This is a genomic window from Hoylesella timonensis S9-PR14, from assembly GCF_000762405.1.
In the GTDB taxonomy this organism is placed as follows: Bacteria; Bacteroidota; Bacteroidia; order Bacteroidales; family Bacteroidaceae; genus Prevotella; species Prevotella timonensis_A.
On the sequence record NZ_JRPQ01000272.1, the window covers coordinates 1 to 25,508 of the forward strand.

The window sequence follows — 25,508 nt, forward strand, 5'->3', positions numbered from 1 at the left end:
GACCTCAAAAATAAGTTCAAAATCTAACAAAGCTAATTTATAGAACCAGCCTAAATCTTAAAAAATGAATATGGCAATAGTCTAATTGATTTTTTTTGCGTAATTTTGCAACACCGTGTAAAGGTTGATAAAGAGAAAAATATGAAGAGAAAAATACAATTTAGTCTCATATACCGAGACATGTGGCAGTCATCTGGTAAATTTCAGCCACGCAAAGATCAATTAGAACGTATTGCTCCCGTCATCATAGAGATGGGGTGTTTTGCTCGTGTAGAAACCAATGGAGGTGCCTTTGAACAGGTGAACTTGTTGGCAGGCGAGAATCCTAATGATGCCGTGCGTGCTTTCTGTGCACCTTTTAGTAAGGTAGGCATCAAGACACACATGTTGGATCGTGGATTAAACGCCTTGCGTATGTATCCCGTTCCAGACGATGTGCGCGCCATGATGTATCGTGTAAAGCATGCACAGGGCGTGGACATCCCACGTATCTTCGACGGTCTGAACGATGTACGCAATATTATTCCAAGCATCAAGTGGGCAAAAGAAGCGGGCATGACACCGCAAGGAACGCTGTGTATCACCACATCTCCTATCCACACTTTGGACTATTATGTTCAAATCGCAGACACTTTGATAGAGGCTGGTGCAGAAGAAATCTGTTTGAAAGATATGGCTGGCATCGGTCAACCAACTTTCTTGGGACAGTTAACCAAGATGATAAAAGACAAACATCCCGAAATTATCCTCGAATATCACGGTCATACAGGTCCCGGACTGTCGATGGCGTCGATGTTGGAGGTAGCCAAAAACGGTATTGATATCTTGGATGTGGCTATCGAACCCCTATCTTGGGGCAAGGTACACCCTGACGTTATCTCTGTTCAGAGTATGTTGAAAACAGCTGGATTCGATGTACCAGAAATCAATATGGATGCTTATATGAAGGCACGTGCCTTGACTCAGGAGTTCATAGACGACTGGTTGGGATATTTCATCAATCCCCAAAACAAGATTATGAGTTCATTGCTGTTGGGCTGTGGCTTACCAGGAGGAATGATGGGAAGCATGATGGCAGACTTAGCAGGCATTCATAGCACCATTAATAATATCAGAAAGAAAAAAGGAGAAGAAGAGCTTTCTACTGATGACATGCTCATCAAACTGTTTGATGAAGTGGCATACGTATGGCCACGCGTGGGCTATCCACCCTTGGTAACACCATTCTCGCAATATACCAAGAACATCGCATTGATGAATCTCTTGACAATTGAGCAAGGAAAAGGCCGCTTTGTCATGATGGACGACTCGATGTGGGGCATGATTCTCGGCAAGAGTGGCAAGGTACCTGGCAAGGTAGACCAAGTATTAGTCGACCTTGCTAAGGAAAAAGGATACGAATTTACCGATGCCGACCCTCATACATTGCTCAAAAACAACTTGGACGACTTCAAGAAGGAAATGCAAGAGAATGGTTGGGACTTTGGAAAAGACGATGAAGAGCTATTCGAATTGGCAATGCACCCAGAGCAATATCGCAACTACAAGAGTGGCCAAGCCAAGAAAAACTTCTTGGCAGACCTGCAAAAGGCAAAAGATGCAAAGCTTGGTAGCAAGGTGTCTAAAGAAGAACTCACAGCCTTTAAGCATGCCAAAGCCGATGCCATTGTAGCTCCTGTCAAAGGACAAGTGTTCTGGGAGTTCAACGGAGAAGGCGAATGCACACCCTCCGTAGAGCCTTACATTGGCAAAGAATACCAAGAGGGCGATGTATTTTGCTACATTCAAGCACCATGGGGTGAGTTTGTAGAGATACCTGCAGCCTTGGGAGGCAAACTTGTTGAAGTGAATGCAAAGCAAGGCAGCAAACTTAACAAGGGCGATGTCATTGGCTATATCGAACGAGAACAGGCATCATAATGCCGTTTTCGACTTGCATATTTACAGCTCATCTTTCATTAAATTCTTTTGAAAGATGAGCTTTTTGATAATTAAAACTGGTTTTATCATGGATTATCGCTCCATTATCAATCAATATTATCCCGAAGAAAACGAGTTGAAAAAGATTCTATTAACGCACAGTAAAAGTGTTACAGATAAGGCTTTACAGATTGTGGATCGCCATCCAGAGCTACAACTCGACCGACAATTCATTGTAGAGGCGGCGATGTTACACGACATAGGCATTGTAAAGTGCAATGCGCCAGGTATATTTTGTTTTGGTACGGAGCCTTATATTAAGCATGGTATTATTGGGGCAGACGTGTTACGCTCGGCAGGTTTTCCGCGTCATGCACGTGTTTGTGAACGCCATACAGGTGCAGGCATAGAATTAAGCAATATCCTCGAACAAAATTTACCACTCCCTCATCAGAATTTTCTACCCGAGACACTGGAAGAACAAGTCATCTGTTATGCGGATAAGTTTTTTTCAAAAACGCATCTTGACCGTGTAAGAACACCAGAACAGGCACTGAAAAGCGTTGAAAGGTTTGGCAACGGAGGAGCTCAACGCTTCAAACAATGGATGCAAAAGTTTGAATAGAACGCACGCATTCGTCATTATTTGGTCTATTAGTTAAAAATAGAAAATTGCATGTCTATTCAGGCTTATTTATGTAATTTTGCAACTTAAATGAGGACTCATTCGGTCATAGCTTTGCTATTGTTCGTCTTCGTATTCGTAATGGCAGACGTCAATAATTTTTATTCCTACGCCAAGCAACAAGCGTCTTTACGCGATACCTTGCGTGTAGGCGACTCTACGCAATCTCATCGAACAGACACAGCAAAGACACAACGTACCAACAACACCAAAGACACGCTCACCTTAGACTCGTTGCAGCTTGCAATTCAGAAGCACAACCAAATCATTGACGACTCAATTCGGTTGGACTCGCTTAACCGTAGAAAATCAAAAGGCATTGATGCACCTGTAGAATACACCGCTGACGATTCTCTTATCTACGACGCTAAAACCAAGACAGCCCACCTATTTGGCTCTTCAACGGTGAAATACGAAAACATGGACCTTAAAAGTGAGAAGATACGAATGAGCTTGGATAGCAACATTGTACACGCCACAGGTGCCATAAAAGATACTGCCACCAAGGCATTGGAAGGTACACCCGTGTTCAAATTAGGACAAGATTCATACGAGAGCGACACCATGGCGTTCAACTTCAAGACCAAGAAAGGCCTTATTAACAACGTGTACACCCAACAGGAGGATGGATTTTTGCGGAGCGAACGTTCCAAACGCGACTCCTCGGGCGTGGTATATATGGAACATGGTCGCTATACCACCTGTGACAAGCCTCATCCCGACTTCTATATTGCGCTGTCAAGAGGCAAGGTTCGTCCGGGTAAGGATGTAGTCTTCGGTCCTGCTTACTTGGTTGTAGCCGATGTACCACTGCCACTTGCCGTCCCATACGGATTCTTTCCGTTTACCAAGAGTTATTCATCAGGCTTCATCATGCCTACCTACGGAGATGAAATGGATAGAGGTTTCTATCTAAGAGACGGTGGTTATTACTTTGCTATCAGTGACAAAATCGATTTGAAGGTATTAGGCGAGATTTATACCAAAGGCTCATGGGGCATCACCTTAGCCAGTAATTATAACAAACGCTACCGCTTTAATGGTAGTGTGCTTCTGAGTTATCAAGATTCAAGAACAGGAGACAAGGGACTGCCAGATTATTCTCGCCAACAAAGCTACAAGGTGCAGTGGAGTCATCGACAAGATCAAAAAGCAAATCCTTTTAATTCTTTATTAGCCAGTGTGAACTTTGCATCCTCCAGTTATGAGAGAAATAACCTCACGAGCTTGTATAATCCACAATCGCTTACACAGAGTACACGAACATCTTCTGTTAGTTGGAGCACCACCTTCTCCAGTATAGGCATGTCACTCAGCAGTTCTGCGAACCTTTCACAGAACATGCGCAACTCTTCTATCGCCATGACACTGCCCGATTTGAACATCAGCATTAGCCGTTTTTACCCTTTCAAGCGCAAGCACCTTGTAGGAGATGAACGCTGGTATGAAAAGATTTCGATGAGTTATACTGGACGTTTCTCCAATTCTATCACCACAAAAGAAGACAAACTCTTCAAATCTAATTTGATTAAAGACTGGAAGAATGGTTTTCAACACGATATTCCAATCAGCGCAAACTTTACTTTGTTCAATTATCTCAACGTAAATCCATCATTCAATTTCACGGATAGAATGTACTCAAGTAAAGTGAGGAAGTCGTGGAATGACCGCACCCAAACAGAGAAAACTGATACCATTTACGGCTTTAATAACGTTTATAACTGGTCGCTCAACTTGGGTATGTCCACCAAACTGTATGGTATGTTTATTCCCAATCGTAAGATTTTTGGGGATAAAGTGCAGGCTATTCGTCACGTCATCACGCCATCTATATCGTTTAGTTATGCACCCGACTTCGGTAGTCGTCGTTATGGGTATTATGATTATTATCAAAAAACCGATGCAGACGGCAACGTATCGCTCGTAGGCTATTCACCTTATCAAAACGGTATGTATTCTGTTCCAGGTCGTGGACGCAGCGGAAACATCTCTGTCGATTTGGGTAATAACATCGAGATGAAGGTAAAGAGCGACAAAGACTCCACAGGTGTCAAGAAAATCAGTATCATTGACGAGCTTGGACTTCAGATGTCATACAACATGGCAGCCAAAGAAAAGCCATTAAGCGATTTGAATATGCGCATTCGTTTGAAGTGGTGGAAGAATTACACCTTTAACATGAATGCCCGATTTGCTTCATACGCATACGAAATTGATGAGAAAGGCATCCCTTACGAGGGCAACCGAACGGAATGGGGAATGGGACGTTTCGGACGTTTTCAGGGTATGTCACAAAACATCTCTTATACATTGACGCCCGAAAAGATAAAAAAACTGTTCGGTGGCAAGAGTGAAGAGACCGACAACAAACAACGAAATAAAGACGATGAAGAAGGTCCCGACACCGATATTGATACCAACTTGGATAAAGATATGATTGACGCACAGCGTGGAGCAAAGCGCAAAAAAGGCAGTGAGATGGCAGAAACGGACGATGACGGCTATATGCCATTCAAACTGCCTTGGTCTATCACTTTCGGTTATGGCATCACTATGAGCGAAGACCGCACTGTGTCAAGATTTAATTATGATACCATGCGCTATCCTTATAAGTTTACGCAGACTCTGAATGTCAGTGGAAATGTCCGATTGAGCGACGGTTGGAACATCAGTTTCTCTTCGGGTTATGACTTTGAGAACAAAGCCTTGTCCATGACAACAGCCTCGCTTCAACGAGATTTACATTGCTTCAACATGAGTTGCTCTGTGGTGTTGGCACCTTATACCAGCTATAATTTCACGTTCCGTGCCAATGCCGCCACCCTTATGGATGCGCTAAAATATGACAAACGCAGTGGATACGGAAATGCAATACAATGGTATTAAAGGATATTGTTGACAGATAGAGTGACTGACAAGCGAACAAGTTTTATGGACTGTAAAACAATTAACGCATCACTCCTATTCAAAAACGCTCCGCTCGTCATCAAATTACTCGTTAACTCGTCAACTATTCACTCGTCAACTTGTCAACTACTTACTCGTCAACTATTCAACTAACCCCCTTATCAACTTAACAATCATGCAAACCTACATCAAAGAAAACCAAAAAAGAATGTTGGATGAGCTTTTTAGTCTTATCCGCATCCCCAGCGTAAGTGCACAACCAGAACATCACCAAGACATGATTGCCTGCGCTAATCGATGGAAAGAGTTGCTCCTCATGGCAGGAGTAGACAAAGTAGAAATCATGCCTACCAAAGGAAATCCTATTGTTTATGCCGAAAAGATGGTCGACCCAACGGCGAAGACAGTACTTATTTACGGACATTATGACGTGATGCCTGCCGAACCTTTCGAGCTTTGGAAGAGCAATCCCTTTGAGGCAGAGATAAGAGATGGACATATTTGGGCGCGTGGTGCCGATGACGACAAGGGTCAGTCGTTTATTCAAGCCAAGGCATTTGAATATGTTGTTAAACACAACCTCTTAAAACACAACGTCAAATTCATCTTAGAAGGCGAGGAAGAGATTGGCTCGCCAAGCTTGAGCGACTTTTGTACCGAACATCAAGAGTTGCTAAAGTGCGATGTTATCTTGGTTTCAGACACCAGCATGCTCTCTGCCGACCTGCCTTCTCTCACTACTGGGCTGCGCGGTTTGGCGTATTGGCAGATAGAAGTAACAGGTCCTAACCACGATTTGCATTCGGGACACTTCGGTGGTGCTGTTGCTAATCCTATCAATGTGCTATGCAAACTCCTTGCAGATGTCATCAACGAGGACGGCAGGATAACCATTCCCGGCTTTTATGACGACGTAGAAGACATACCAACAGAAGAACGTAAGTTGGTGGCAGCTATACCCTTCGACGAAAAAGCATACAAACAAAACATAGGAGTAGACGAGCTTTTTGGCGAAAAAGGCTTCTCTACCATTGAGCGAAACGGCTTCCGTCCATCGTTCGATGTATGTGGTATTTGGGGTGGATATACAGGCGAAGGGTCGAAAACGGTACTTCCTTCAAAGGCATACGCGAAGCTTTCCACTCGATTAGTACCTCACCAAGACCATGAGAAGATTGGACAGCTGGTGGTAGACTACTTCAAACGAGTAGCACCTAAGACGGTTAAAGTGGACATCCAATCACTGCATGGCGGTCAGGCGTACGTTTGTCCTATTGACTTACCAGCTTATCAGGCTGCCGAGCGTGGTTTCGAAAAGGCCTTTGGCAAGCGTCCTTTACCCGTACGGCGTGGAGGTAGCATTCCTATTATTGCCACCTTTGAAAAGATATTAGGTGTAAAAACGATATTGATGGGATTTGGCTTAGAATCGAATGCTATTCATTCGCCTAACGAGAACATGCCATTAGACATGATTTGGCGTGGCATCGAAGCCGTTGTCAACTTCCATTTGGAGTTTGATAAACTCTAATCTCACCTACAAATACGGCAAAAGAGGAAACATCAACAGGGGTGGTTAAGTGAATAGATATCATCGCTGTTCGTGCTTCCTCTTTTCTTTTATGCGAAAGTCTTCAACTGAAAGAGGAGGAAGTTGCGAGAAATAAAAAGTGCCATGTGCCTGATTTCAAGTGCGAAGCAAGCAGCGTTTAAGGCAAAATGTGCAAAGGTTCTTTCTTCCTCGTTACATACAAACCAGCAAAAGTAAAGGCGCCATTGAGCATCAATAGTTCATATCCAAAATGATACCCCCACAGTTGCTGTGCCAAAACGTCCAACGCATAACACAATATCGGTGAGAGAATGGCAAAATAAGGTACCCAACGATCTGTCACTTGATATTTGGTAAATAAGCCAAAAGCAAAGAGTCCTAACAAAGGTCCATACGTATAAGAGACAAGTATGTAAATGGCATCAATGAGATTGGTTGAATTGAAGGTTCTAAATAGCAGTATGAAGATAACAAACACCACGCTCATTCCTGCATGTACTCGATGTCGTAACGCCTCATCATCGGCTTTTTCCTTGATGTCTACACAGTAGGTCGTAGTCAATGCCGTCAGTGCAGAATCAGCACTGCTGAACGATGCCGCCACAATACCAATGGTGAACAACACCACGACCATATTTCCCATTTTACCGGTCGCTGCAAACATGGGCAACAGTTCATCGCCCGAGCTTGGCAACGCTATCCCTTCTTTCTGTGCGAGCATCGACAGCAACACACCTAAACATAAAAATAAAAGATTCGCAGGCACAAAGGCAAGCCCATAAGTACACATATCTTTTTGGGCTTCACGTAGCGTTTTACAGGTCAGGTTCTTTTGCATCATGTCTTGATCAAGCCCTGTCATCACCACTACAATAAAGATTCCGCTGACAAAGAGCTTCCAGAAATTTTGCTTAGACACCCAATCATCAAACACAAAGACCCTACTTCTCTCATCTTGTACAATCGTTGTCACAGCCTCTTCGACACTCATATTGAGCATTGACATCACATTAACGATGATAAAAATGAGAGCCATGAACATACAAAAGGTTTGAAAGGTGTCCGTCCATACCAGCGTCTTGATTCCTCCCCGACGAGTATAAAGCCAAATGAGCGCAACCAATACCAACACCGTTAGTACAAAGGGGATTCCTAAGGCATCGAGTACGAAGCGTTGAAGTATCATACAGACCACATAAAACTTAACCGCTGCACCCGACATCTTGGACAATAAGAAGAACCAAGCTCCTGTCTTGTACGACCTTGTCCCCAACCGTTGCTGTAAATAAGAATAGATGGTGGTGAGATTCAAGCGGTAATAAATGGGCAGAAGAACAAAGGCTACGGCTACATAGCCCAAGACAAACCCCAAGCAAGTTTGCAGATAGGTCATCCCAATGGTATTCACCATGCCGGGCACAGAGACGAAAGTAACGCCAGAGATGGAGGCACCTATCATTCCAAAAGCCACCAAATACCATGGAGACTGTCGGTTTCCACGATAAAAAGTGTCATTGGTTGACTGCTTTGCTGTTAGTCGACTGACCAAAAGCAACACCCCAAAGTAAGACAATATGGTAAGAATAATCGTCATATTTCGACACAAAGATACATAATTTCAATGGATGCTTACAAGAAAAGTAATATCTTTTTGCTAACTTTGCAAAAACTACCACCCAAAGACAGATGGCTATTGTCTCAATAACTTTCTTATCACTAAGGATTTCAACATTATAAAGAACAAATAAAAACTACAGAAGATGAGTAAACAAAAAAAGTTTATACTTCAGGAGAACGAAATACCTACACAATGGTATAACATTCAGGCAGACATGGTGAACAAACCTTTGCCTTTACTAAATCCAAAAACAAAGCAACCTGTCACAGTAGAAGATTTAGCGCACATCTTTAATTTAGAGTGCTCTAAACAAGAGTTAGATACACAACATGCTTGGATTGATATTCCCGAACCCGTACGTGAAATGTACACCTACTATCGTGCAACACCCCTTGTACGGGCATACGCATTGGAAAAAGCACTTGACACCCCTGCTCATATTTATTTCAAAAACGAAAGTGTCAATCCACTTGGCTCACATAAAATCAACTCGGCATTGGCACAATGCTACTATTGTAAACAAGAAGGCACTACAAATGTAACCACTGAGACAGGTGCTGGGCAGTGGGGAGCGGCTCTTAGTTATGCGGCAAAGATTTTTGGTTTGGAAGCCGCTGTGTATCAAGTCAAGATTTCCATGCAGCAAAAACCTTATCGTAGCAGTATTATGCGCACCTTTGGCGCAACCGTAGAAGGTTCGCCCTCTATGTCTACACGCGCAGGAAAAGATATCATCACCCGTGACCCTCACCATCAAGGAAGTCTTGGAACAGCCATTTCAGAAGCGATAGAATTAGCTACTACCACTCCTCACTGCAAGTACACCCTGGGTTCGGTACTTAATCATGTATCGTTACACCAAACAGTGATTGGATTGGAAGCTGAAAAACAAATGGCAATGGCAGGCGAATATCCCGACAAAGTTATCGCCTGTTTTGGAGGTGGTAGCAACTTCTCTGGGCTTGCCTTCCCCTTTATGCGCCATAACTTACTGGACGGAAAACAGACAGAGTTTATCGCTGCCGAACCCAGCAGTTGTCCCAAACTAACCAGAGGCAAGTTTGAATACGACTTTGGTGACGAGGCTGGTTATACTCCCCTATTGCCGATGTACACTTTAGGTCACGATTTCAAGCCTGCCAACATCCATGCTGGCGGTCTTCGCTATCACGGTGCAGGCACCATTATCTCACAACTGGTAAAAGATAAGTTGATGCATGGCGTTGATATTCCACAACTGGAAGCCTTCGATGCAGGGCTGTTGTTTTCACGAACAGAAGGAATTATCCCAGCACCTGAGAGTTGTCATGCCATTGCCTCCACGATTCGTGAAGCCAAGAAATGCAAAGAAAGTGGCGAAGCCAAAGTACTTTTATTCAGTCTTTCTGGTCACGGCCTCATTGACATGACTGCCTACGAGAGCTATCTCAGCGGTGACTTGCGCAACTACACGATTAGTGACGAAGACATCGCTCAAAGTTTGCAGAATGTTCCGCAAGTTCCAATGAAATAATGCCACGATGCGAACCAAGAGAAATATCTTGGTTAAGCTATCGTGCCAACGGCTCTACATCTCAATAGGTTGAATGCGAGACCCGTGGAAACAGAACTCCCTTGACAAAGGCACTGTTATGGAACACAACAAATGATCGCTATATGATTGGTTTTTCACTGCGCACATGATAACATCCACAAAACAAGTCCTATCTGCTTAAGATATTCTGTATCGACTTAACTTGAATATTACCCTCCTGCATGGTTGATGATGATGAAACAGAGAGATAGTATCGGACAGAGAGATAGTATCTATAAACTCTCTGAGCAGATAGAACTTGATTTGTCGTATTTCCCAACTTCTTTCATTTCGGAAGAGGACGAAGAGAAAATCTTAAAGAGTAACAAACTCCTATGCTGGTGAACGAATATTCTTGGAAATTCAACCATCGCTGGTTTTAAGGATAGCAAGTAATCAAAATATGACTTGTTCAGACATCTGATGAAGACGGCTGTCCAATATAAATCAAGTATGAAGTGGCACGACTATGAGGCATACGTTGAAAGAATTTAAGATTTGTTAGTTCTTTTATCAAAACAAAGAAAGATTGATTACCTTTATATCTTGGTCAAGACAACTGCTACTTTTGTCCTATTATTTTACCAAAAAACAGCTCTTGAAAATCTTCAAAATAGAAAAAATCAATAGGCAAATGACAGACAAAAATGGGCTGATTTTCACAAAATAAACGTCTCTTGAAACTAAAGCATTGACTTAACGCACTTAGAAACACCATTTAAGGCCGTTAGTAACATGTTACAACAACATTAAAGCATGCAAATTCCAGCCTTAGAACAATGCTTTAGCTGCCAAGAAATGGTGAAAATGCAAATAAAAAGCAGAGGTATAAGTGTAACATCCACAATATCAACAGATTATGAACATCGCTCATTTTTAGCGTATTTGCGACCAACTTTGGTGTTGGTTGTTTACACGCGAATTATGAGAGGCACTTTGTAAAGAAAATTCAGAATTAATTTTCCTTCCATGCAGCATACTATCAATTTTATATACGCTGTTTTGTGGGTGCTTTTTGCAGTAACAATATCAGTCTAAAATGAAAGTGCTGTGATGGCTCGGTTTCATATAAAACGTGGATAGTTTCTGTACATTAGGGAAGCTGAGCAAATGAAAGCGATAAAATAGGAATTATCATCATAAACCACATAGCAACAGTAGAATTAATCACCGGTGCAAAATCTGAAAGTTTGATAATGCAGATGGGTGAAAATGACAAAAGGTTGGCAGCTCGTAGAACCTACACTATGATTATTTCATATCTAAATCCCAAACTTGAGTGATGTGACTTTTTACTTGTTTATACCAAAGTTAGACTATAAAGATAAACCACGGAAGCAGGAATAGCCATGAGGGATGAGTCGAATCGGTCGAGGATTCCTCCGTGTCCTGGCAATATATTGCCGCTATCCTTGATGCCCAAGGTGCGCTTCAATAATGATTCTACCAAATCTCCCAAAGTGCCAAAAACGACAACTACTAATCCTAACCCAAGCCATTCTATGAGATTAAGTCCTGATAAGTTCTCCCCTTGCGACTCGATATAGTACATAATGGAAGCTACAATCAAAATAAGGATACCGCCTCCGATGCTTCCTTCCCAACTTTTGGCAGGTGATATGCGGGGGAAGAGTTTGTGCTTTCCGAAAAGCGACCCTGTGCAATAGGCGCCAGTGTCATTGGTCCATAAAAATATAAAAATGCTTAGTGGCAAAAGATAATAATAGTAGTTCAGCCCATCTGCAGCTTGTCTAAAGGCGATAACGTTAATCGTGGACAACGGTAGGGCAATGTACATTTGCGAAAGCATTGTGTACGCCCAGTCGTTGACGCTGTCACTGCTCTTGGTATATAGTCCGCTGATGAAGAGATAAATAATAGTCAACAGATAAGGAACAAAGACGGCATTTGTTTGAATGGCTCCGCTATTCACGCCTGCTACTGCCAAAAAGAAATACACACCTGCAACTGTGGTGATACGCCGGTTCACGTTTACGTGTTTATATTCATTGACTAAGCCTGTAAATTCCCAAGTAGCCAGACCTGTGATGAGTGCAAAAACAACTATCATATTAACGGACTGTAAAAAGCTCGTCACCATGATGGCTACGAACAGAATACCAGTAATGCTTCTTGTGATGAGATTTTTTTGTTTTGATGTCATGGATGTAAAAAATTTTAGCTCTCTTTCAATGCCCGTTGATGTTCCTCTTCTGCCGCCTTCACTTCGTCTGGCATATCTTCTAACTTAGGTTCATTGTCTTGCATGATTTCCTGTGAACGGCTAATCCATGGGCGTTTCCCAAATATCTTTTCTACATCTTCGGCAAAAATCACCTCACGAGTTTGCAATAGTTCTGCCAAACGAGCATGACCCTCTTTATGTTCCGTGAGAATCTGCTTGGCACGCGCATATTGGTCGTTAATCATCTTCAATACTTCGCTGTCAATAATCTTCGCCGTTGTTTCAGAATATGGTTTTTGGAACTGATAGTCTTGGTTGTTATAATAGCTGATGTTAGGCAACACTTCGCTCATTCCTGCGTACGCAATCATGCTATATGAAGTCTTGGTGGCACGCTCCAAATCGTTGAGTGCGCCTGTCGAAATATGCCCTGTACACAACTCTTCTGCTGCACGTCCACCTAACAGGGCGCACAACTCATCCAACATTTGCTCTTTGGTCGTAATCTGACGCTCTTCGGGAAGATACCATGCAGCTCCCAATGCTCTACCACGAGGTACAATAGAAACTTTGACAAGTGGGTTGGCATGCTCGCAGAACCAAGATACCGTGGCGTGTCCTGCTTCGTGCAAGGCAATGGTACGTTTCTCATTGGCAGTAATTATCTTGGTTTTCTTTTCCAGTCCGCCAATTATTCTATCCACTGCATCCAAGAAATCTTGTTTTCCTACACTTTTCTTGTTATGCCGTGCCGCAATCAGAGCAGCCTCATTACAAACATTCGCAATGTCTGCTCCAGAGAAGCCTGGCGTCTGTCTGGAGAGAAAGTCAATGTCTAAGTCTGGAGATGTCTTTACCTTTCTCAGGTGAACCAAGAATATTTCTTTTCTTTCAGGTAAGTCAGGGAGGTCGACACTGATTTGTCTATCAAAGCGACCCGCACGCAACAGTGCGCTATCTAACATGTCTGCACGGTTGGTGGCAGCTAAGATAATCACACCACTATTGGTGCCAAAGCCATCCATCTCGGTGAGTAAGGCATTCAAAGTGTTTTCACGCTCGTCGTTGCCCCCCATGGATGGGTTCTTACTTCGTGCCCTACCGACAGCGTCAATCTCATCGATAAAAATAATCGAGGGAGACTTCTCTTTAGCTTGGCGGAACAAATCGCGCACGCGACTGGCTCCCACGCCCACAAACATCTCTACGAAATCCGAACCGCTCATCGAGAAGAAAGGCACTCCAGCCTCGCCTGCAACAGCCTTGGCAAGAAGAGTTTTACCTGTTCCAGGAGGCCCTACCAACAATGCACCTTTAGGAATTTTACCGCCTAAGTCAGTATATCTATGAGGATTCTTCAAGAAGTCAACAATTTCTTGTACTTCCTGTTTAGCACCAGCCTGTCCAGCCACGTCCTTAAAGGTAACGCCAATGTCATTACCCTTTTCGTACATCTTTGCTTTGCTCTTACCGACATTGAAGACACCACCGCCTGCACCGCCAGCTCCTCCACCCATTCGGCGCATGAATAGAATCCACAAGACAATCAGGAAGATGGGGAATGAGAGATTCATGAGGATGTTCCAAAACTCGCTACCACTCTCGTTTTCATAGCTAAACCTTGTTAGTTTTCCTGCTTGCCGTTCAGCCATCAGGAACTTTTCCAATTCAGAAACAGAGCCGAATTCAACTTCTAAGTAGGGTGAAGTGCCTGTTTGCTTAGCTGTAGCCTTGAATATCTCACGGATATATTTAGGCTTAACAAACATCTTCAGCGTACTCTTGTCTTTATTAATCACGACATTGTCAGCATAACCTTTGGCAACATACTGCTGAAACACTGTATAGTCAGCTTTTTTGCTGGTGTTTGGAGCAGATAACAGATTACCCCCATTGGTCAAAATGAGGATACCCAAGACGATAGCTACCAATGCATAAATCCAGTTCATATTGAATTTAGGCATCTTGGGTTGATTGTCGTTATTATTATTGTAAGGATTTTTGTTGTTGTCCATAATTATTATTTAGCAGTGACAGCAAGTAGACATCAAAATTGATGCCAACTTAATCAATGTTTGGTATTTTGGTCAATTTGGCATCTTCCCATAAGTTTTCAAGATCATAGAACGCTCTTGTTTCTGGTAAAAACACATGTACCAGCACATCTGCAAAATCAATAGCAACCCACTGATTGAGACCTAATCCCACGACATTGATGGGTTTCTCCTTCAAATCTTTGTGGACAGTTACTCCTACCGATTCTGAAATTGCTTCTACTTGTGCAGGAGAGTTACCTTGGCAAATTACAAAGTAGTTGGCAATAGCTCCATCGATGTCACTCAGGTCTGCAATAATGATATCTTGTCCTTTTTTCTCTTGAATTCCTTTGGTAATAGTTTTAACCAATTGGTTTGATGATTTCATTCAGTTATATCAAGTATAATTTATCTGTAATAATATTCCACAAAGTTAATGGTAAATAACCGAAAAAGGTAGAAAATAAGGATTAAATTTATTTTTTTAAGAAAAAACTGTCTTTTCTTATGGTCATCTCAAAAATAAATAGTAATTTTGCAGCGCAATTTAGTAATTGTACTTTCAATATTGGGATATGGTGTAATGGTAACACTACAGATTCTGGTCCTGTCATTCTTGGTTCGAGTCCGAGTATCCCAACCATTATAAAGGTGTTTTCTTCTCATAGAAAGCACTTTTTTGATTTTCTAAAGACAGCATCCTCGCCATCTTCATCCATTAAATGGGGTCAACGACGGTTGCTTTTCATGTTTTTTAAGTGTATAATTTTGCGATGCTTCAAATTTTTCCATAGATTTGTAAATCATCAAACGATTGACTCGGGTGAGAAAAATATGTTATCAAATACCTTGTTTGCTATTGGCTTTTCTGTGGATGAGTTGTCATGGGCGAGCACAAATAGCTACGGAAAAAGAATCAAATATGAAGGAACAAGCTGAATTGTACCTGGCAGGTGGTTGCTTCTGGGGTACGGAACACTTTCTAAAGCAAATCAATGGAGTTCTCCACACAGAAGTGGGATATGCAAATGGACATGGACAAAATCCGTCTTATGAGGAGGTTTGTGCGGACCAGACAGGTTTTGCAGAAACGGTACATGTCGTTTATAACCCTCAAATACTGCGTATTTCTTTGCTTCTACAATTGTATTTTAGAACGATAGACCCTACCTCTTTAAATAAACAAGGTGGGGATGTCGGTACACAGTATCGTACAGGTATTTATTATACCGATGCACATGATTTTCCTTTGATACAAGCCGAGATGGCAAAACTCGGTACGCAATACACGAAGAAGCTACAGATTGAGGTGTTGCCACTTAGAAATTTCTATGCTGCAGAAGACTATCATCAGGATTATTTAGATAAGAACCCGAGTGGATACTGCCATGTTCCGCAAGCTTTGATGGCGTATGCACGTGTTGCCAACAAGGATACAACAGAATCTTCACGATATGTGAAGAAAACGGATGCTGAACTGAAGCGGGTGTTAACACCTCTGCAATACGAGGTTACCCAGCATGCTGCCACCGAACGTCCTTATGACAATGCGTACAATGATGAGTTTAGACCAGGCATCTATGTGGACATCACCACTGGCGAACCGCTATTTTTGAGTACCGATAAGTTTGAGTCGGGCTGTGGCTGGCCTGCATTCAGCAAACCTATTGACCCGCATTTCTTGGAAGAAAAGCAAGATTCGTCTCACGGTATGCAACGCACCGAGGTGCGAAGTGCTAAAGGTCAAGCACATTTGGGACATGTTTTTAAGGATGGACCTAAAGACAGAGGCGGATTGAGATATTGTATTAACAGTGCTTCTTTGCGTTTTATTCCTCGGGAAGAAATGAAAGCACAAGGATATGAAAAATACCTAATTTTGCTGGAGCATTGAGATAAGATATTTTAGATATCGGTTGAACAGCGATAGGATATTTTTCTCTTAAAAAAGAACAAAAACTAATAGATATGAGTTTACAAGATATTTTGAACTATAGGCGTGCTGTAAGGCATTACGACCCTACTAAACCATTGGATAATGAGCGTGTAAAACATTGTTTAAAGTTAGCTACATTGGCTCCTACGAGTTCGAACATGCAACTGTGGGAATGCTATCATGTCACAGATCCTGCGGTACTTAAAAAGTTGGCACATGCACAGTTGGATCAACAAACAGCGACAACCGCCCAACAAATGGTTGTCTTTGTTACTCGAAGAGATAAGCATCGGGCGCATGCCAAGGCTGTAAAAGCTTTTGAAATTGAGAATGTGAGGCGGAACAGTCCTGCAGAGAAACACGAGAAGCGCATCAAGAAATGGAAGTTGTATTACGATTTTGTGATGCCTTTTTTCTACACACGTTGTTTTGGTTTGCTTGGCTTAATACGTAAACTCTTGGCACAAGTCATCGGTTTGTTTCATCCCATCGTGAAACAAGTGACCGAAGCAGATACACGAATAACCGTTCATAAAAGTTGTGCCCTTGCAGTACAGACGTTTATGTTGGCTATGAGTGAAGAGGGATATGACACCTGTCCAGTGGAAGGCTTTGACAGTTGGTTGGTCAAGAAGGCTTTAGGCTTACCTTATTGTTCCGAGATTAACATGATTATCACTTGCGGCATTCGCCTACCCGATGGTGTTTGGAGCGATCGCTATCGCTTGCCGTTTCAGGAAATGTATCATCATGTATAAGTAGTTTCATGTTCGCATGTCTCGCAAGTCCTTGACTTGATGGTGAGGTTTCATGAAGTTGGGTCGGTTTATCACCACAAACGGGCAGCTTGATAGCGCTTTACGCAATGGAATTGTAGCGAAGAATTTTAATTTCTATAACAACTCTCCATGTAAATGCGACGAATGAAGAAGATACATACAAAAATCCCAGCAGCATAGAACTGTTGGGATTTTCAGATATCTTTGTTTGCTAATCGCAAAAGCTTTTAACTCTTCACGTTATAACGGTTATTCTGTTTTCTTATTTTCTGCATCGATAGCCTTGATTTTGGCGCGAATCATCTCGCAATCTTCTTTCAATTTTTCTACTTTCCGATTCATTTCGTCCAGCAGGCTCGAGCCTTTTTTGCTGGAAGCATTGAGGAATCCCAAATTTGTCTCATAGGTAGTGATGTCCGATTTGAGTTGCTCGTAACGATGCATCAACCTTCCGCGTTCATTGTCAAGAGCGTTGTCGCCTCGTTTCGCCACGTTTTTAAGGTTGTTCTTGAAATTATCAAGATGACGGCGTGCATTAGAAATGTGTAAATCGCTATACAGTTTGTCTAAAATGTCGTGGAATTCTTTGTACACGCTGTCTTTCTCTTTATACGGAACATGACCTATCTTGTTGAATTCATCAACTAAGGCTTGAACTTTTTCCTGAAGTTCTTCACCCACTTCTTCGCTCATTTCTTGGAGCTTTTTGATGATGTCTCGCTTCTTGTCCAAGTTTTCTCGTTCCTCGTTGTGCGCTCCTGCATTCGCCTGGTTGCGTGCTTCAAAGAACGTGTTGCAAGCGGTGTTGAACTCATTCCACAGTTGATCTCCGCGTTTTCTGGGCACCATACCGATAGTCTTCCATTCCTTTTGCAGCGCAATGAGTTTGTCGCTTGTCGACTTCCAATCAGTACTATTTGCCAAAGCTTTTGCCTTTTCAACCAACGCTTGTTTCTTTTCAGCGTTTTCCGCAAAGCGTTCTTTCATCTCTTTGAAGAAAGTAGCTTTGTTCGTGAAGAACTGATCGCAAGCTGTTCGGAACCTTTCAAAGATTTTGACATTCATCTTTTGTGGGGCAAATCCTATGGTTTTCCATTCTGCTTGGAGGTCTATTACCTCTTGTGTACGCTCTTCCCAGTCCTTCGCCTTTGTATTTTCTTGCGCTACAATTTCCTCTGCTTTTTCACAGAGTGCTATCTTTTTTTCTAAATTCTCATTTTCTTTCGCCCGCAATTCTTCGAAATGCTGCTGATGACGCTTGTTGACGACAGTAGAAGCAGCTTTGAAGCGGTTCCATATCTCATCACGCAATTCTTTAGAGACGGGACCTATTTCACGATACTGTTGGTGCAATTCTTGCAATTGGTGGAAAGCACTTACCACATCGTCCTCCTTAGCAAGGTTCTCTGCAGCTTCACACAGTTTTGTTTTCAGCTCCAAATTTTTCTTGAAGTCGTATTCTCGTGCCTCTCTGTTCAGGTTTAACAAGTCATAGAATTGCTCCACATACAACTGGTAATTGCGCCATAGCTCATTGGCTTTGTCGGCAGGTACCGACTTTATCTCTTTCCATTGCTGTTGAAGTTCCTTAAATTCATGGAAAGATTTGTTCGCCTGATCGGGCGATGTTGCCATGCCTTTGATTTGTTCTATAATAGCTTCTTTCTTCTTTAAGTTTTCTTGCTTTTCTTCTTCTTGTTGCTGGAAAATCTTTGCACGCTTTTCCTTAATGACTCCCATTTGTGTCTTGAATGTTTCTTCCAAGCTGTCAGGTACTATTTGATAGGACTCAGGGTCCCCGCCTTTGTCAAGATATTCCTTTTGTTGGGCTTCTCGTTCAGCGATATGAAACTTATAGAACATCGTTTTAAGATGGTCTAACTCTTTTTTTACAGGGTATTCATCGCTCGATACAATCTCTTTGAGACGGTCTAAAATCTCTTGCTTATTTTGGTAAACGCGCGGAGCTCGCTCTGCATCATCAGCGTCCTCTTCCTCTTTGAGTGTATCTTCAGACGTTTCTGGTGTTTCTTCTTGAGTTGCTTCAGTTTCAACTTCTTCGTTTGAGGCACAGGCATTCTCTACTTGCGCTTCTGCTACTTCCGAAGCAGCCTTATCACTCGGCGTTTCTTCCTTGACTATTTCAGCCTCAGAAGAGGTTGCTTGCTCGGCATTGACAACTTGTTTTTCGCTTTCTAAATTACCCTGATTGAGGGTGTTTTCTTGAGAGTCCATCAATTCACTGTTTTAAGTTTATGATATGGTATTTCAGTGTTAGGCATCAATCAAATAGCTTATCACGATGCCATTGCAATTATCTATTATAATATTCTTGTTAGTTTATAGGGCTGAACAATGTTGCAAACTTAAATAAAAATACGCTAACTTCCTAAAGAAACGTAGAATTTTTGCTGTTTTCGGGGTTATATAAAGCGTTTATAGCGCATAATAGCCCAAGAAAGGACAGCCACTAATATTGAAATTCCGATAGCAACAATAAATCCGTACTTGTAAGTTTCCATTCCATTGATGACGTTCATTCCATAAAGTGAGGCCACTAACGTGGTAGACATCATGAGAATAGATACCGAGGTGAGCGTCTTCATCACGGTATTCATATTATTATTAATGATGCTCGAATAAGTATCCATCGTCGATTCCAAGATGTTTGCGTAAATACTCGTTGTCTCTCGAGCCTGCGTCATCTCAATATTGACGTCTTCAATGAGGTCTACATCGAGTTCGTCCACTTGAAGTTTGAACTTCAACTTTGCCAACAAATTCTCATTTCCACGTATCGAAGTGATAAAATAAGTCAGAGAGTCTTGCAGTCTACTAAGTCCTATCAGGCTCTCGTTGTTTACTTCGTGATCAAGATTGTGTTTGGCTTTCTCTATCAACGTGCTAATCTGCTTCAATCGTTTTAGGTACCAAACAGCACTTGACAAGAACAATCGGAAAATCATATCAACATAATCGGTGAAACCAGAATTGCGTTTTTGTTGATAACTCACAAAATCTATCATCATATTGGTTTCGTAATAGCAAACGGTAATGGTGACATCACGTTTATGAATGATACCTAATGGGACTGTCGTATAGGGTGTCCGCGACCTTATTTCCTTCACATAAGGAATACGAAGAATAATGAGCATCCAGCCATCGTCATATTCATAGCGGGCACGCTCATCCGTATCACTGATATCTTGGAAGAAATAATCTGGAACTTTGAAGTGCTCAACTAACTCCTGTTGGTCTTCTTCTGTAGGACAAGTTACTTGAATCCAGCAATTTGGCTGCCATTCTTCAATGGGACGTAATATATCGTTTGTATTCCAATAGGTTCTCATGATGACTAATCTCCATTATTAATGTTGCTGAAGATTAGTCTTTATAAAGCCTATTCTTCAACGTTCCGTTTACATTTTTCCGAATGATAATCGTCCATATATGTTTTTTAATTATTCGCTATTGTATAACTAAACGAGGTGCAGTGACTCTTATTTCGTTAAAGACATCTTTGGAATGTTTTGTTATACACTTGCAAAGGTAACGAAAAAATATGATATTGATCCGTCTAAAAGCAAATTTATTTATCTTCTTTCTGACAGAAAGAGCTTTTCTACGCTGCTGGAATTTGAGACGTATAGACGGAAACCGCACAAATAAAGGTGTGTTTGTTTTAATTCTTAGGACAGCGAAAGTGAAATAATTCCTATTCAGGTGTCTGAGTTTCATCAATTATCACTATCTTTGAAGTCTAACAATAAAGATAAATCTATGAACATGAACAAATTAAAAGGATTGCTAATTATGATGATGGGCAGTATTTTTGGAGGATGTATTCAGCCAGATGGAATCCATACGATGAATGCAAATGCGTTTGAAAAAGCCATTCAGGCACCTGATGTCCAATTGATTGACGTCCGAACTGCTGATGAGTTTGCGGCTGGAAAAATAGGCAATGCTGCCAATATAGATGTTCAGCAGCCCGATTTTCTTCGTCAGGTACAGGCAAAGTTCTCAACGGAAAAGCCTGTATTCGTATATTGTCGTTCGGGAAAGCGTAGCCTGAATGCTGCACGTAAGTTGCAAAAGGCTGGTTTTACTGTCAATAATTTGAAGGGTGGTATCTTGGAATGGGAACAAGCTGGCAAACCAATAGTGTCTTCGGACACAAAACTATAGAACGATTGATAATGTAGATTTTGCGGTTAGCGACTTCTTCTCTATATAATAGGTGAGTGATTCACGAATAATAAAATTTAGTTATTTTATGTAAAAATTCTTACATAAGTAAAGAAGTTTTATTATATTTGTAAAAATAGGAAAGGTATCAGTCCCAGTACTTATTAGATGGTAGAGGTCATACTTCTTATTTTTACGTTCAATAGAGAGCCTTCTCTTTAGAATAAATATTATCAAAGTAAACAGGTGCTCTGTATTTTTGGACGGATTAATTAAATACTAAATAAAAAAAAGAAATTATGTTTGGACTTATTGGATCAATTATTATTGGTAGTTTAGCAGGTTTTATCGCAGGTAAAATCATGCGTGGTGGAGGCTTCGGCTTTTTATGGAATTTGATTTTAGGTATCATTGGCGGTGTTGTCGGTGGTTGGACACTGAGTTTGTTGAACATCTCTTGGGGCGGAACTATTGGATCTTTGGGAACCGCAGTGGTAGGTGCAGTGTTGTTACTTTGGATAGCTTCTCTTTTCAAAAAGTCATAATACATGCTTATAACCACAACTCCAACGATTGAGGGAAGTAAGATTCTTTCCTATAAAGGTGTTGTTACGGGTGAAACCATTATCGGTGCAAATGTCTTCAAGGATTTTCTTGCTGGAATACGTGACTTTATTGGCGGGCGTAGCAATGCATACGAAAAAGTATTAAGACAGGCAAAAGAAACCTCCATGCAAGAGATGCAAGACCGTGCAGCCGAACTTGGAGCTAACGCTATTGTAGGGATAGATATTGATTACGAAACCATTGGCGAAGGCAATAGTATGTTAATGGTAGCCGTTAGTGGCACGGCTGTTGTCATATAGCACGGCTATATGGAAGTGATTGCCTTTCAATCGGAATATCATAAAGTGGCTAAAACAATCGTTGTTAGCCACTTTATATTTTGGTGTCCATGTGAACAGTGATGGCAATAGACTTCTTGCAAGGAATTGGAATGTCATTTCGGCACAGGTAGCTTAATAAGTTGCCGCTTGTATCAGTTCGTCCCATTGCTGTGCAAAGGTCATCATGTCAGGATAAATCAAATCAGCTCCTTCTTCAAGTAACAGCTCATTTGGAAGCGGGCCGCTGTTGATAGCCACGGTAAAGATTTGAGCTGCCACACCTGCCCGTACTCCCATGGGCGCATTTTCCACGACAATTCCTTCCCAAGGTTGAAATCCTCCTGTGAGTTCCAGACCTTTCAAATACGGGTCTGGTGCAGGCTTTCCATGCCGAATACTATAAGCTGTCACGATATGTTCGGGCAGAACGAAGTCCTGAAAATCTTTCGCAACGCGATTGATGAGCGGTTTTTGTGCACTTCCTGTTACAACGCCAATGCGCATGCCACATTGTTTAATTTTGCGCATGATGGCAAGCACCCCTTCGAAGATAGGTGTTTGAGGCATCTCATGAAACAGTCTACCCTTCTCATCGTACATTGCTTGCGCCTCTTTCTCGCTAATCTCACGGTTTTGTTGTGCACGAACTAACATCCGTATGGTGTCAATTCCTTTCATTCCTTCGGTTGCATATACATCTTTTTCCGTCATATCAATGCCGAAAGAGTGCATTGCTTTCTGCCATGCAACGACATGGTGTGGCATGGAGTTGTATAACACCCCGTCCATATCAAAAAGCACGACTTTGGGTGCGAATGTCCCAAAGTCATGCTTTCTTAAATAATTTTCTATGGTTTGTTGATACATTGATCTTATTTCTCGTTTGCCAAACGCTCTTGGATAGCTTTGCTTTCAGCTTCGTATCCAGGTTTATTGAGCAGAGCAAACATGTTTTTCTTGTAAGCTTCTACCCCCGGTTGGTTAAAAGGATTAACGCTTAACAGGTTGCCACTGATGCCACAAGCTATTTCAAAGAAGTAGATGAGCTGTCCGATGTAGTATTCATTCAGTTCGGGAACACTGATTCGGAGGTTTGGAACACCACCGTCTACGTGTGCCAAACGTGTACCTAACTCTGCCATCTTGTTCACTTCATCCACTCGTTTGCCTGCTAAGAAGTTCAATCCGTCAAGATTTTCCTCGTCTTTTGGGAACAACATTTTGCGCTGAGGCTGCTCTATGCTGATAACAGTTTCAAAGATGGAGCGTTCTCCCTCTTGTATCCACTGTCCCATGGAATGAAGATCTGTTGTGAAATCGCAGGCAGCAGGGAAGATACCCTTGTGTTCTTTGCCTTCGCTCTCACCGTAGAGCTGTTTCCACCATTCTGCCATGAAGTGGAGTTTTGGCTGATAATTCACTACAATCTCTATTTTTTTGCCAGCCTGACTGTACAAAGCGTTACGAACAGCTGCATATTGTGCGGCTATATTTTCTTGATAAGGAACGTCTTTGCCCGTTGCCTTTTCCATATCGGTTGCACCTTGTACTAATTCTTTGATGCTGAACCCTGCACACGCAATGGGTAACAAACCTACTGGAGTAAGGACAGAGAAACGTCCACCTACGTTGTCGGGAATGATAAAACTCTTGTATCCCTCTTTGTCGGCACATGTTCTTGCAGCTCCTTTCTTGGCGTCTGTAATGGCTACAATCACTTTCTTAGCCTCTTCTTTGCCACGCTGTTCTTCACATTGTTTTTTCAGCAAGCGGAAGGTAAGAGCTGTTTCGGTGGTCGTACCCGACTTAGAAATATTGATAACTCCAAACTTTTTGTCCTTCAAATAATCGGTAAGTTCTGCTAAATAGTCCTCACCGATATTGTTTCCTGCAAAGAGAATGGTAGGATTTTTTTGATCATTAACCAACCACGCAAATGAGTTGTTCAAAGCCTCTATCACGGCACGAGCTCCTAAATAGCTACCACCAATACCAGCAACAACAACCACTTCGCAATTTTCACGTAGTGTATTTGCACACGCTTGAATGTCGTTAAGAAAATCGGGAGTGATAGACGATGGCAGGTGAAGCCATCCTAAGAAGTCGTTACCGGGACAAGTGCCCTTCTCAAGCGCATCTTGAGCCGCTTTTACCTTTGATTCAAATTCTTCCACTGTTCCTGGTTTCAAGAACTGGGTGGCTTTTGTAATGTCTAAACTAATACTTTTCATTTTCTATTATCTAAATGAATCTGTTAATAACTTAATTTCTATTTGTGGACTGATATGCTCATATAGAATGTTATACACAGCATCCAAGATGGGCATGTTCACGTGCATGTGTTTATTGATTTCTTTCATACACTTCGTTCCAAAATACCCCTCGGCAATCATCTCCATTTCTATTTGAGCACTCTTTACGGAATATCCCTTGCCAATCATCGTACCAAATGTTCGATTGCGTGAAAAGTTTGAATAACAAGTCACTAACAAGTCGCCCAAATAGACAGAGTCGTAAGGACTCCTTTCGATGGGGTGAACAGACATCAAAAATCTATTCATTTCTTGTACAGCATTAGCAATCAAGACTGCTTGGAAGTTGTCGCCATATTTCAAACCGCTACAAATACCAGAAGCTATGGCGTACACGTTCTTCAAGACGGATGAATACTCTATTCCTAACACGTCCGTTGAAATCTTTGTCTTTATCACCTCACTGGCAATCAGCTCTGCGAAAGCTTCTGCTTTCTCAATATTGGAACATCCAATAGTAAGATACGACAACCGGTCTAAAGCCACTTCTTCGGCATGTGAAGGTCCTCCAATAACGGCAAGGTTTTCGTAAGGCACGTCATACACACGATGAAAGTACTCGGAGCATACCACATTTTCATCTGGCACAATACCCTTAATAGCGGTAATAATGAACTTGTCACGCAAACGAGTCTTGAGTTTCTTCAGATGATTCTTAAAGTATGGTGACGGAGTGACAAAGATAAGCGTATCGTAAGCCTCTGCAATTTTATTGATGTCTGATGAAAAGAAGATTTCCCTGATATTGAAATGAAGACTCGTGAGGTAAGCAGGATTGTGCTCCAGTCGTTTGAAATCAGCGATACGGTCGTCACGTCGCATGTACCATCCAATATGATGCGTATGCGATACAACAATCTTAGCAATAGCTGTTGCCCAACTACCGCCACCAATGATTGCTATCTTACCACAGTTGTAATTCATTATTTT

At 41.9% G+C, this 25,508-nt stretch carries 20 protein-coding genes and 1 tRNA gene; 12 read left to right on the forward strand and 9 right to left on the reverse strand.

What is annotated here, in order from left to right:
- The first annotated feature begins 141 nt into the window (after positions 1-141).
- From HMPREF9304_RS12625 to HMPREF9304_RS12640, 4 genes are all read left to right on the forward strand, one after another.
- A complete protein-coding gene (locus tag HMPREF9304_RS12625; protein WP_036929810.1) occupies positions 142-1,920 on the forward strand; it encodes a hydroxymethylglutaryl-CoA lyase-like TIM-barrel protein in 1,779 nt (592 codons plus the stop codon).
- 88 nt (positions 1,921-2,008) lie between these two features.
- The gene (locus tag HMPREF9304_RS12630) at positions 2,009-2,545 is read left to right on the forward strand and encodes an HDIG domain-containing metalloprotein (RefSeq protein ID WP_036929850.1); all 537 of its coding nucleotides are present in this window, start codon (positions 2,009-2,011) and stop codon (positions 2,543-2,545) included.
- Between the two features lie 90 nt (positions 2,546-2,635).
- On the forward strand, positions 2,636-5,491 hold the full coding sequence (locus HMPREF9304_RS12635) for a putative LPS assembly protein LptD (RefSeq protein ID WP_036929811.1): 2,856 nt from the start codon (positions 2,636-2,638) through the stop codon (positions 5,489-5,491).
- A 193-nt stretch (positions 5,492-5,684) separates the two neighbouring features.
- Complete coding sequence (locus tag HMPREF9304_RS12640; RefSeq protein WP_036929812.1) at positions 5,685-7,043, forward strand: dipeptidase; 1,359 nt, start codon at positions 5,685-5,687, stop codon at positions 7,041-7,043.
- Between the two features lie 178 nt (positions 7,044-7,221).
- On the opposite strand, the gene HMPREF9304_RS12645 is transcribed toward HMPREF9304_RS12640, so the two are convergent.
- Positions 7,222-8,658, reverse strand: coding sequence for a sodium:solute symporter (locus HMPREF9304_RS12645; RefSeq protein WP_036929814.1), 1,437 nt, complete (start codon positions 8,656-8,658; stop codon positions 7,222-7,224).
- A 166-nt stretch (positions 8,659-8,824) separates the two neighbouring features.
- Here HMPREF9304_RS12645 and HMPREF9304_RS12650 point away from each other — a divergent pair, with 166 nt between their 5' ends.
- Positions 8,825-10,195, forward strand: coding sequence for a TrpB-like pyridoxal phosphate-dependent enzyme (locus tag HMPREF9304_RS12650; RefSeq protein ID WP_008124483.1), 1,371 nt, complete (start codon positions 8,825-8,827; stop codon positions 10,193-10,195).
- A gap of 249 nt (positions 10,196-10,444) precedes the next feature.
- Positions 10,445-10,600 carry a hypothetical protein gene (locus tag HMPREF9304_RS14590; protein ID WP_156104824.1) on the forward strand — a complete coding sequence of 52 codons (156 nt, stop codon included), beginning with the start codon at positions 10,445-10,447 and terminating at the stop codon, positions 10,598-10,600.
- Positions 10,601-11,555: 955 nt separating this feature from the next.
- On the opposite strand, the gene HMPREF9304_RS12655 is transcribed toward HMPREF9304_RS14590, so the two are convergent.
- From HMPREF9304_RS12655 to rsfS, 3 genes are read right to left on the reverse strand one after another with little or no spacing between them, the layout of a single operon-like run.
- The gene (locus tag HMPREF9304_RS12655) at positions 11,556-12,419 is read right to left on the reverse strand and encodes a phosphatidate cytidylyltransferase (RefSeq protein ID WP_036929816.1); all 864 of its coding nucleotides are present in this window, start codon (positions 12,417-12,419) and stop codon (positions 11,556-11,558) included.
- A gap of 14 nt (positions 12,420-12,433) precedes the next feature.
- Positions 12,434-14,455 carry an ATP-dependent zinc metalloprotease FtsH gene (ftsH, locus tag HMPREF9304_RS12660; protein WP_036929818.1) on the reverse strand — a complete coding sequence of 674 codons (2,022 nt, stop codon included), beginning with the start codon at positions 14,453-14,455 and terminating at the stop codon, positions 12,434-12,436.
- Positions 14,456-14,504: 49 nt separating this feature from the next.
- Positions 14,505-14,864, reverse strand: a complete 360-nt coding sequence (rsfS, locus tag HMPREF9304_RS12665) for a ribosome silencing factor (protein WP_008124488.1) — start codon at positions 14,862-14,864, stop codon at positions 14,505-14,507.
- A gap of 181 nt (positions 14,865-15,045) precedes the next feature.
- Between rsfS and HMPREF9304_RS12670 the strand changes: the two genes are divergently transcribed.
- The 3 genes from HMPREF9304_RS12670 (at position 15,046) to HMPREF9304_RS12680 (ending at position 17,170) form a co-directional block, all read left to right on the forward strand.
- A tRNA-Gln gene (locus HMPREF9304_RS12670) sits at positions 15,046-15,119 on the forward strand.
- A gap of 231 nt (positions 15,120-15,350) precedes the next feature.
- Positions 15,351-16,370: a peptide-methionine (R)-S-oxide reductase MsrB gene (msrB, locus tag HMPREF9304_RS12675; RefSeq protein ID WP_231564544.1), complete on the forward strand. Its 1,020-nt coding sequence runs from the start codon at positions 15,351-15,353 to the stop codon at positions 16,368-16,370.
- Positions 16,371-16,444: 74 nt separating this feature from the next.
- Positions 16,445-17,170 (forward strand): nitroreductase family protein, encoded by a 726-nt coding sequence (locus HMPREF9304_RS12680; protein WP_036929821.1) that lies wholly within the window; start codon positions 16,445-16,447, stop codon positions 17,168-17,170.
- A gap of 270 nt (positions 17,171-17,440) precedes the next feature.
- Here HMPREF9304_RS12680 and HMPREF9304_RS12685 read toward each other — a convergent pair whose 3' ends face one another.
- Both HMPREF9304_RS12685 and HMPREF9304_RS12690 read right to left on the reverse strand, forming a co-directional pair.
- The gene (locus tag HMPREF9304_RS12685) at positions 17,441-19,426 is read right to left on the reverse strand and encodes a DUF349 domain-containing protein (RefSeq protein ID WP_156104825.1); all 1,986 of its coding nucleotides are present in this window, start codon (positions 19,424-19,426) and stop codon (positions 17,441-17,443) included.
- Positions 19,427-19,614: 188 nt separating this feature from the next.
- Positions 19,615-20,541 carry a magnesium transporter CorA family protein gene (locus HMPREF9304_RS12690; protein ID WP_008124497.1) on the reverse strand — a complete coding sequence of 309 codons (927 nt, stop codon included), beginning with the start codon at positions 20,539-20,541 and terminating at the stop codon, positions 19,615-19,617.
- Between the two features lie 436 nt (positions 20,542-20,977).
- Here HMPREF9304_RS12690 and HMPREF9304_RS12695 point away from each other — a divergent pair, with 436 nt between their 5' ends.
- The 3 genes from HMPREF9304_RS12695 to HMPREF9304_RS12705 all read left to right on the forward strand — a co-directional run bounded on the left by HMPREF9304_RS12695 (position 20,978) and on the right by HMPREF9304_RS12705 (position 22,245).
- Entirely contained in the window at positions 20,978-21,379 is a 402-nt protein-coding gene (locus HMPREF9304_RS12695; RefSeq protein ID WP_036929852.1) for a rhodanese-like domain-containing protein, read from the forward strand.
- 299 nt (positions 21,380-21,678) lie between these two features.
- Entirely contained in the window at positions 21,679-21,924 is a 246-nt protein-coding gene (locus tag HMPREF9304_RS12700) for a GlsB/YeaQ/YmgE family stress response membrane protein (RefSeq protein ID WP_036929822.1), read from the forward strand.
- Positions 21,925-21,927: 3 nt separating this feature from the next.
- Positions 21,928-22,245, forward strand: a complete 318-nt coding sequence (locus HMPREF9304_RS12705) for a heavy metal-binding domain-containing protein (protein ID WP_025071523.1) — start codon at positions 21,928-21,930, stop codon at positions 22,243-22,245.
- A gap of 153 nt (positions 22,246-22,398) precedes the next feature.
- Here the strand turns inward: HMPREF9304_RS12705 and HMPREF9304_RS12710 are convergent, their stop codons facing one another.
- From HMPREF9304_RS12710 to HMPREF9304_RS12720, 3 genes are read right to left on the reverse strand one after another with little or no spacing between them, the layout of a single operon-like run.
- Positions 22,399-23,133 carry an inorganic diphosphatase gene (locus HMPREF9304_RS12710; protein WP_036929823.1) on the reverse strand — a complete coding sequence of 245 codons (735 nt, stop codon included), beginning with the start codon at positions 23,131-23,133 and terminating at the stop codon, positions 22,399-22,401.
- A gap of 5 nt (positions 23,134-23,138) precedes the next feature.
- The gene (locus HMPREF9304_RS12715; RefSeq protein WP_036929824.1) at positions 23,139-24,497 is read right to left on the reverse strand and encodes a glucose-6-phosphate isomerase; all 1,359 of its coding nucleotides are present in this window, start codon (positions 24,495-24,497) and stop codon (positions 23,139-23,141) included.
- Between the two features lie 6 nt (positions 24,498-24,503).
- The gene (locus tag HMPREF9304_RS12720) at positions 24,504-25,502 is read right to left on the reverse strand and encodes an NAD(P)H-dependent glycerol-3-phosphate dehydrogenase (protein WP_008124508.1); all 999 of its coding nucleotides are present in this window, start codon (positions 25,500-25,502) and stop codon (positions 24,504-24,506) included.
- Positions 25,503-25,508 lie beyond the last annotated feature (6 nt).

Excerpts from the sequence above, each read along its gene's own strand:
- HMPREF9304_RS12680 (WP_036929821.1), top strand. The coding sequence starts at position 16,445 with ATGAGTTTACAAGATATTTTGAACTATAGGCGTGCTGTAAGGCATTAC.
- ftsH (WP_036929818.1), bottom strand. The coding sequence starts at position 14,455 with ATGGACAACAACAAAAATCCTTACAATAATAATAACGACAATCAACCC.
- HMPREF9304_RS12625 (WP_036929810.1), top strand. The coding sequence starts at position 142 with ATGAAGAGAAAAATACAATTTAGTCTCATATACCGAGACATGTGGCAG.
- HMPREF9304_RS12655 (WP_036929816.1), bottom strand. The coding sequence starts at position 12,419 with ATGACATCAAAACAAAAAAATCTCATCACAAGAAGCATTACTGGTATT.
- msrB (WP_231564544.1), top strand. The coding sequence starts at position 15,351 with ATGAGTTGTCATGGGCGAGCACAAATAGCTACGGAAAAAGAATCAAAT.
- HMPREF9304_RS12705 (WP_025071523.1), top strand. The coding sequence starts at position 21,928 with ATGCTTATAACCACAACTCCAACGATTGAGGGAAGTAAGATTCTTTCC.
- HMPREF9304_RS12695 (WP_036929852.1), top strand. The coding sequence starts at position 20,978 with ATGAACAAATTAAAAGGATTGCTAATTATGATGATGGGCAGTATTTTT.
- HMPREF9304_RS12715 (WP_036929824.1), bottom strand. The coding sequence starts at position 24,497 with ATGAAAAGTATTAGTTTAGACATTACAAAAGCCACCCAGTTCTTGAAA.
- HMPREF9304_RS12635 (WP_036929811.1), top strand. The coding sequence starts at position 2,636 with ATGAGGACTCATTCGGTCATAGCTTTGCTATTGTTCGTCTTCGTATTC.
- HMPREF9304_RS12710 (WP_036929823.1), bottom strand. The coding sequence starts at position 23,133 with ATGTATCAACAAACCATAGAAAATTATTTAAGAAAGCATGACTTTGGG.
- rsfS (WP_008124488.1), bottom strand. The coding sequence starts at position 14,864 with ATGAAATCATCAAACCAATTGGTTAAAACTATTACCAAAGGAATTCAA.
- HMPREF9304_RS12690 (WP_008124497.1), bottom strand. The coding sequence starts at position 20,541 with ATGAGAACCTATTGGAATACAAACGATATATTACGTCCCATTGAAGAA.
- HMPREF9304_RS12685 (WP_156104825.1), bottom strand. The coding sequence starts at position 19,426 with ATGGACTCTCAAGAAAACACCCTCAATCAGGGTAATTTAGAAAGCGAA.
- HMPREF9304_RS12720 (WP_008124508.1), bottom strand. The coding sequence starts at position 25,502 with ATGAATTACAACTGTGGTAAGATAGCAATCATTGGTGGCGGTAGTTGG.
- HMPREF9304_RS12700 (WP_036929822.1), top strand. The coding sequence starts at position 21,679 with ATGTTTGGACTTATTGGATCAATTATTATTGGTAGTTTAGCAGGTTTT.
- HMPREF9304_RS14590 (WP_156104824.1), top strand. The coding sequence starts at position 10,445 with ATGATGATGAAACAGAGAGATAGTATCGGACAGAGAGATAGTATCTAT.
- HMPREF9304_RS12650 (WP_008124483.1), top strand. The coding sequence starts at position 8,825 with ATGAGTAAACAAAAAAAGTTTATACTTCAGGAGAACGAAATACCTACA.
- HMPREF9304_RS12630 (WP_036929850.1), top strand. The coding sequence starts at position 2,009 with ATGGATTATCGCTCCATTATCAATCAATATTATCCCGAAGAAAACGAG.
- HMPREF9304_RS12645 (WP_036929814.1), bottom strand. The coding sequence starts at position 8,658 with ATGACGATTATTCTTACCATATTGTCTTACTTTGGGGTGTTGCTTTTG.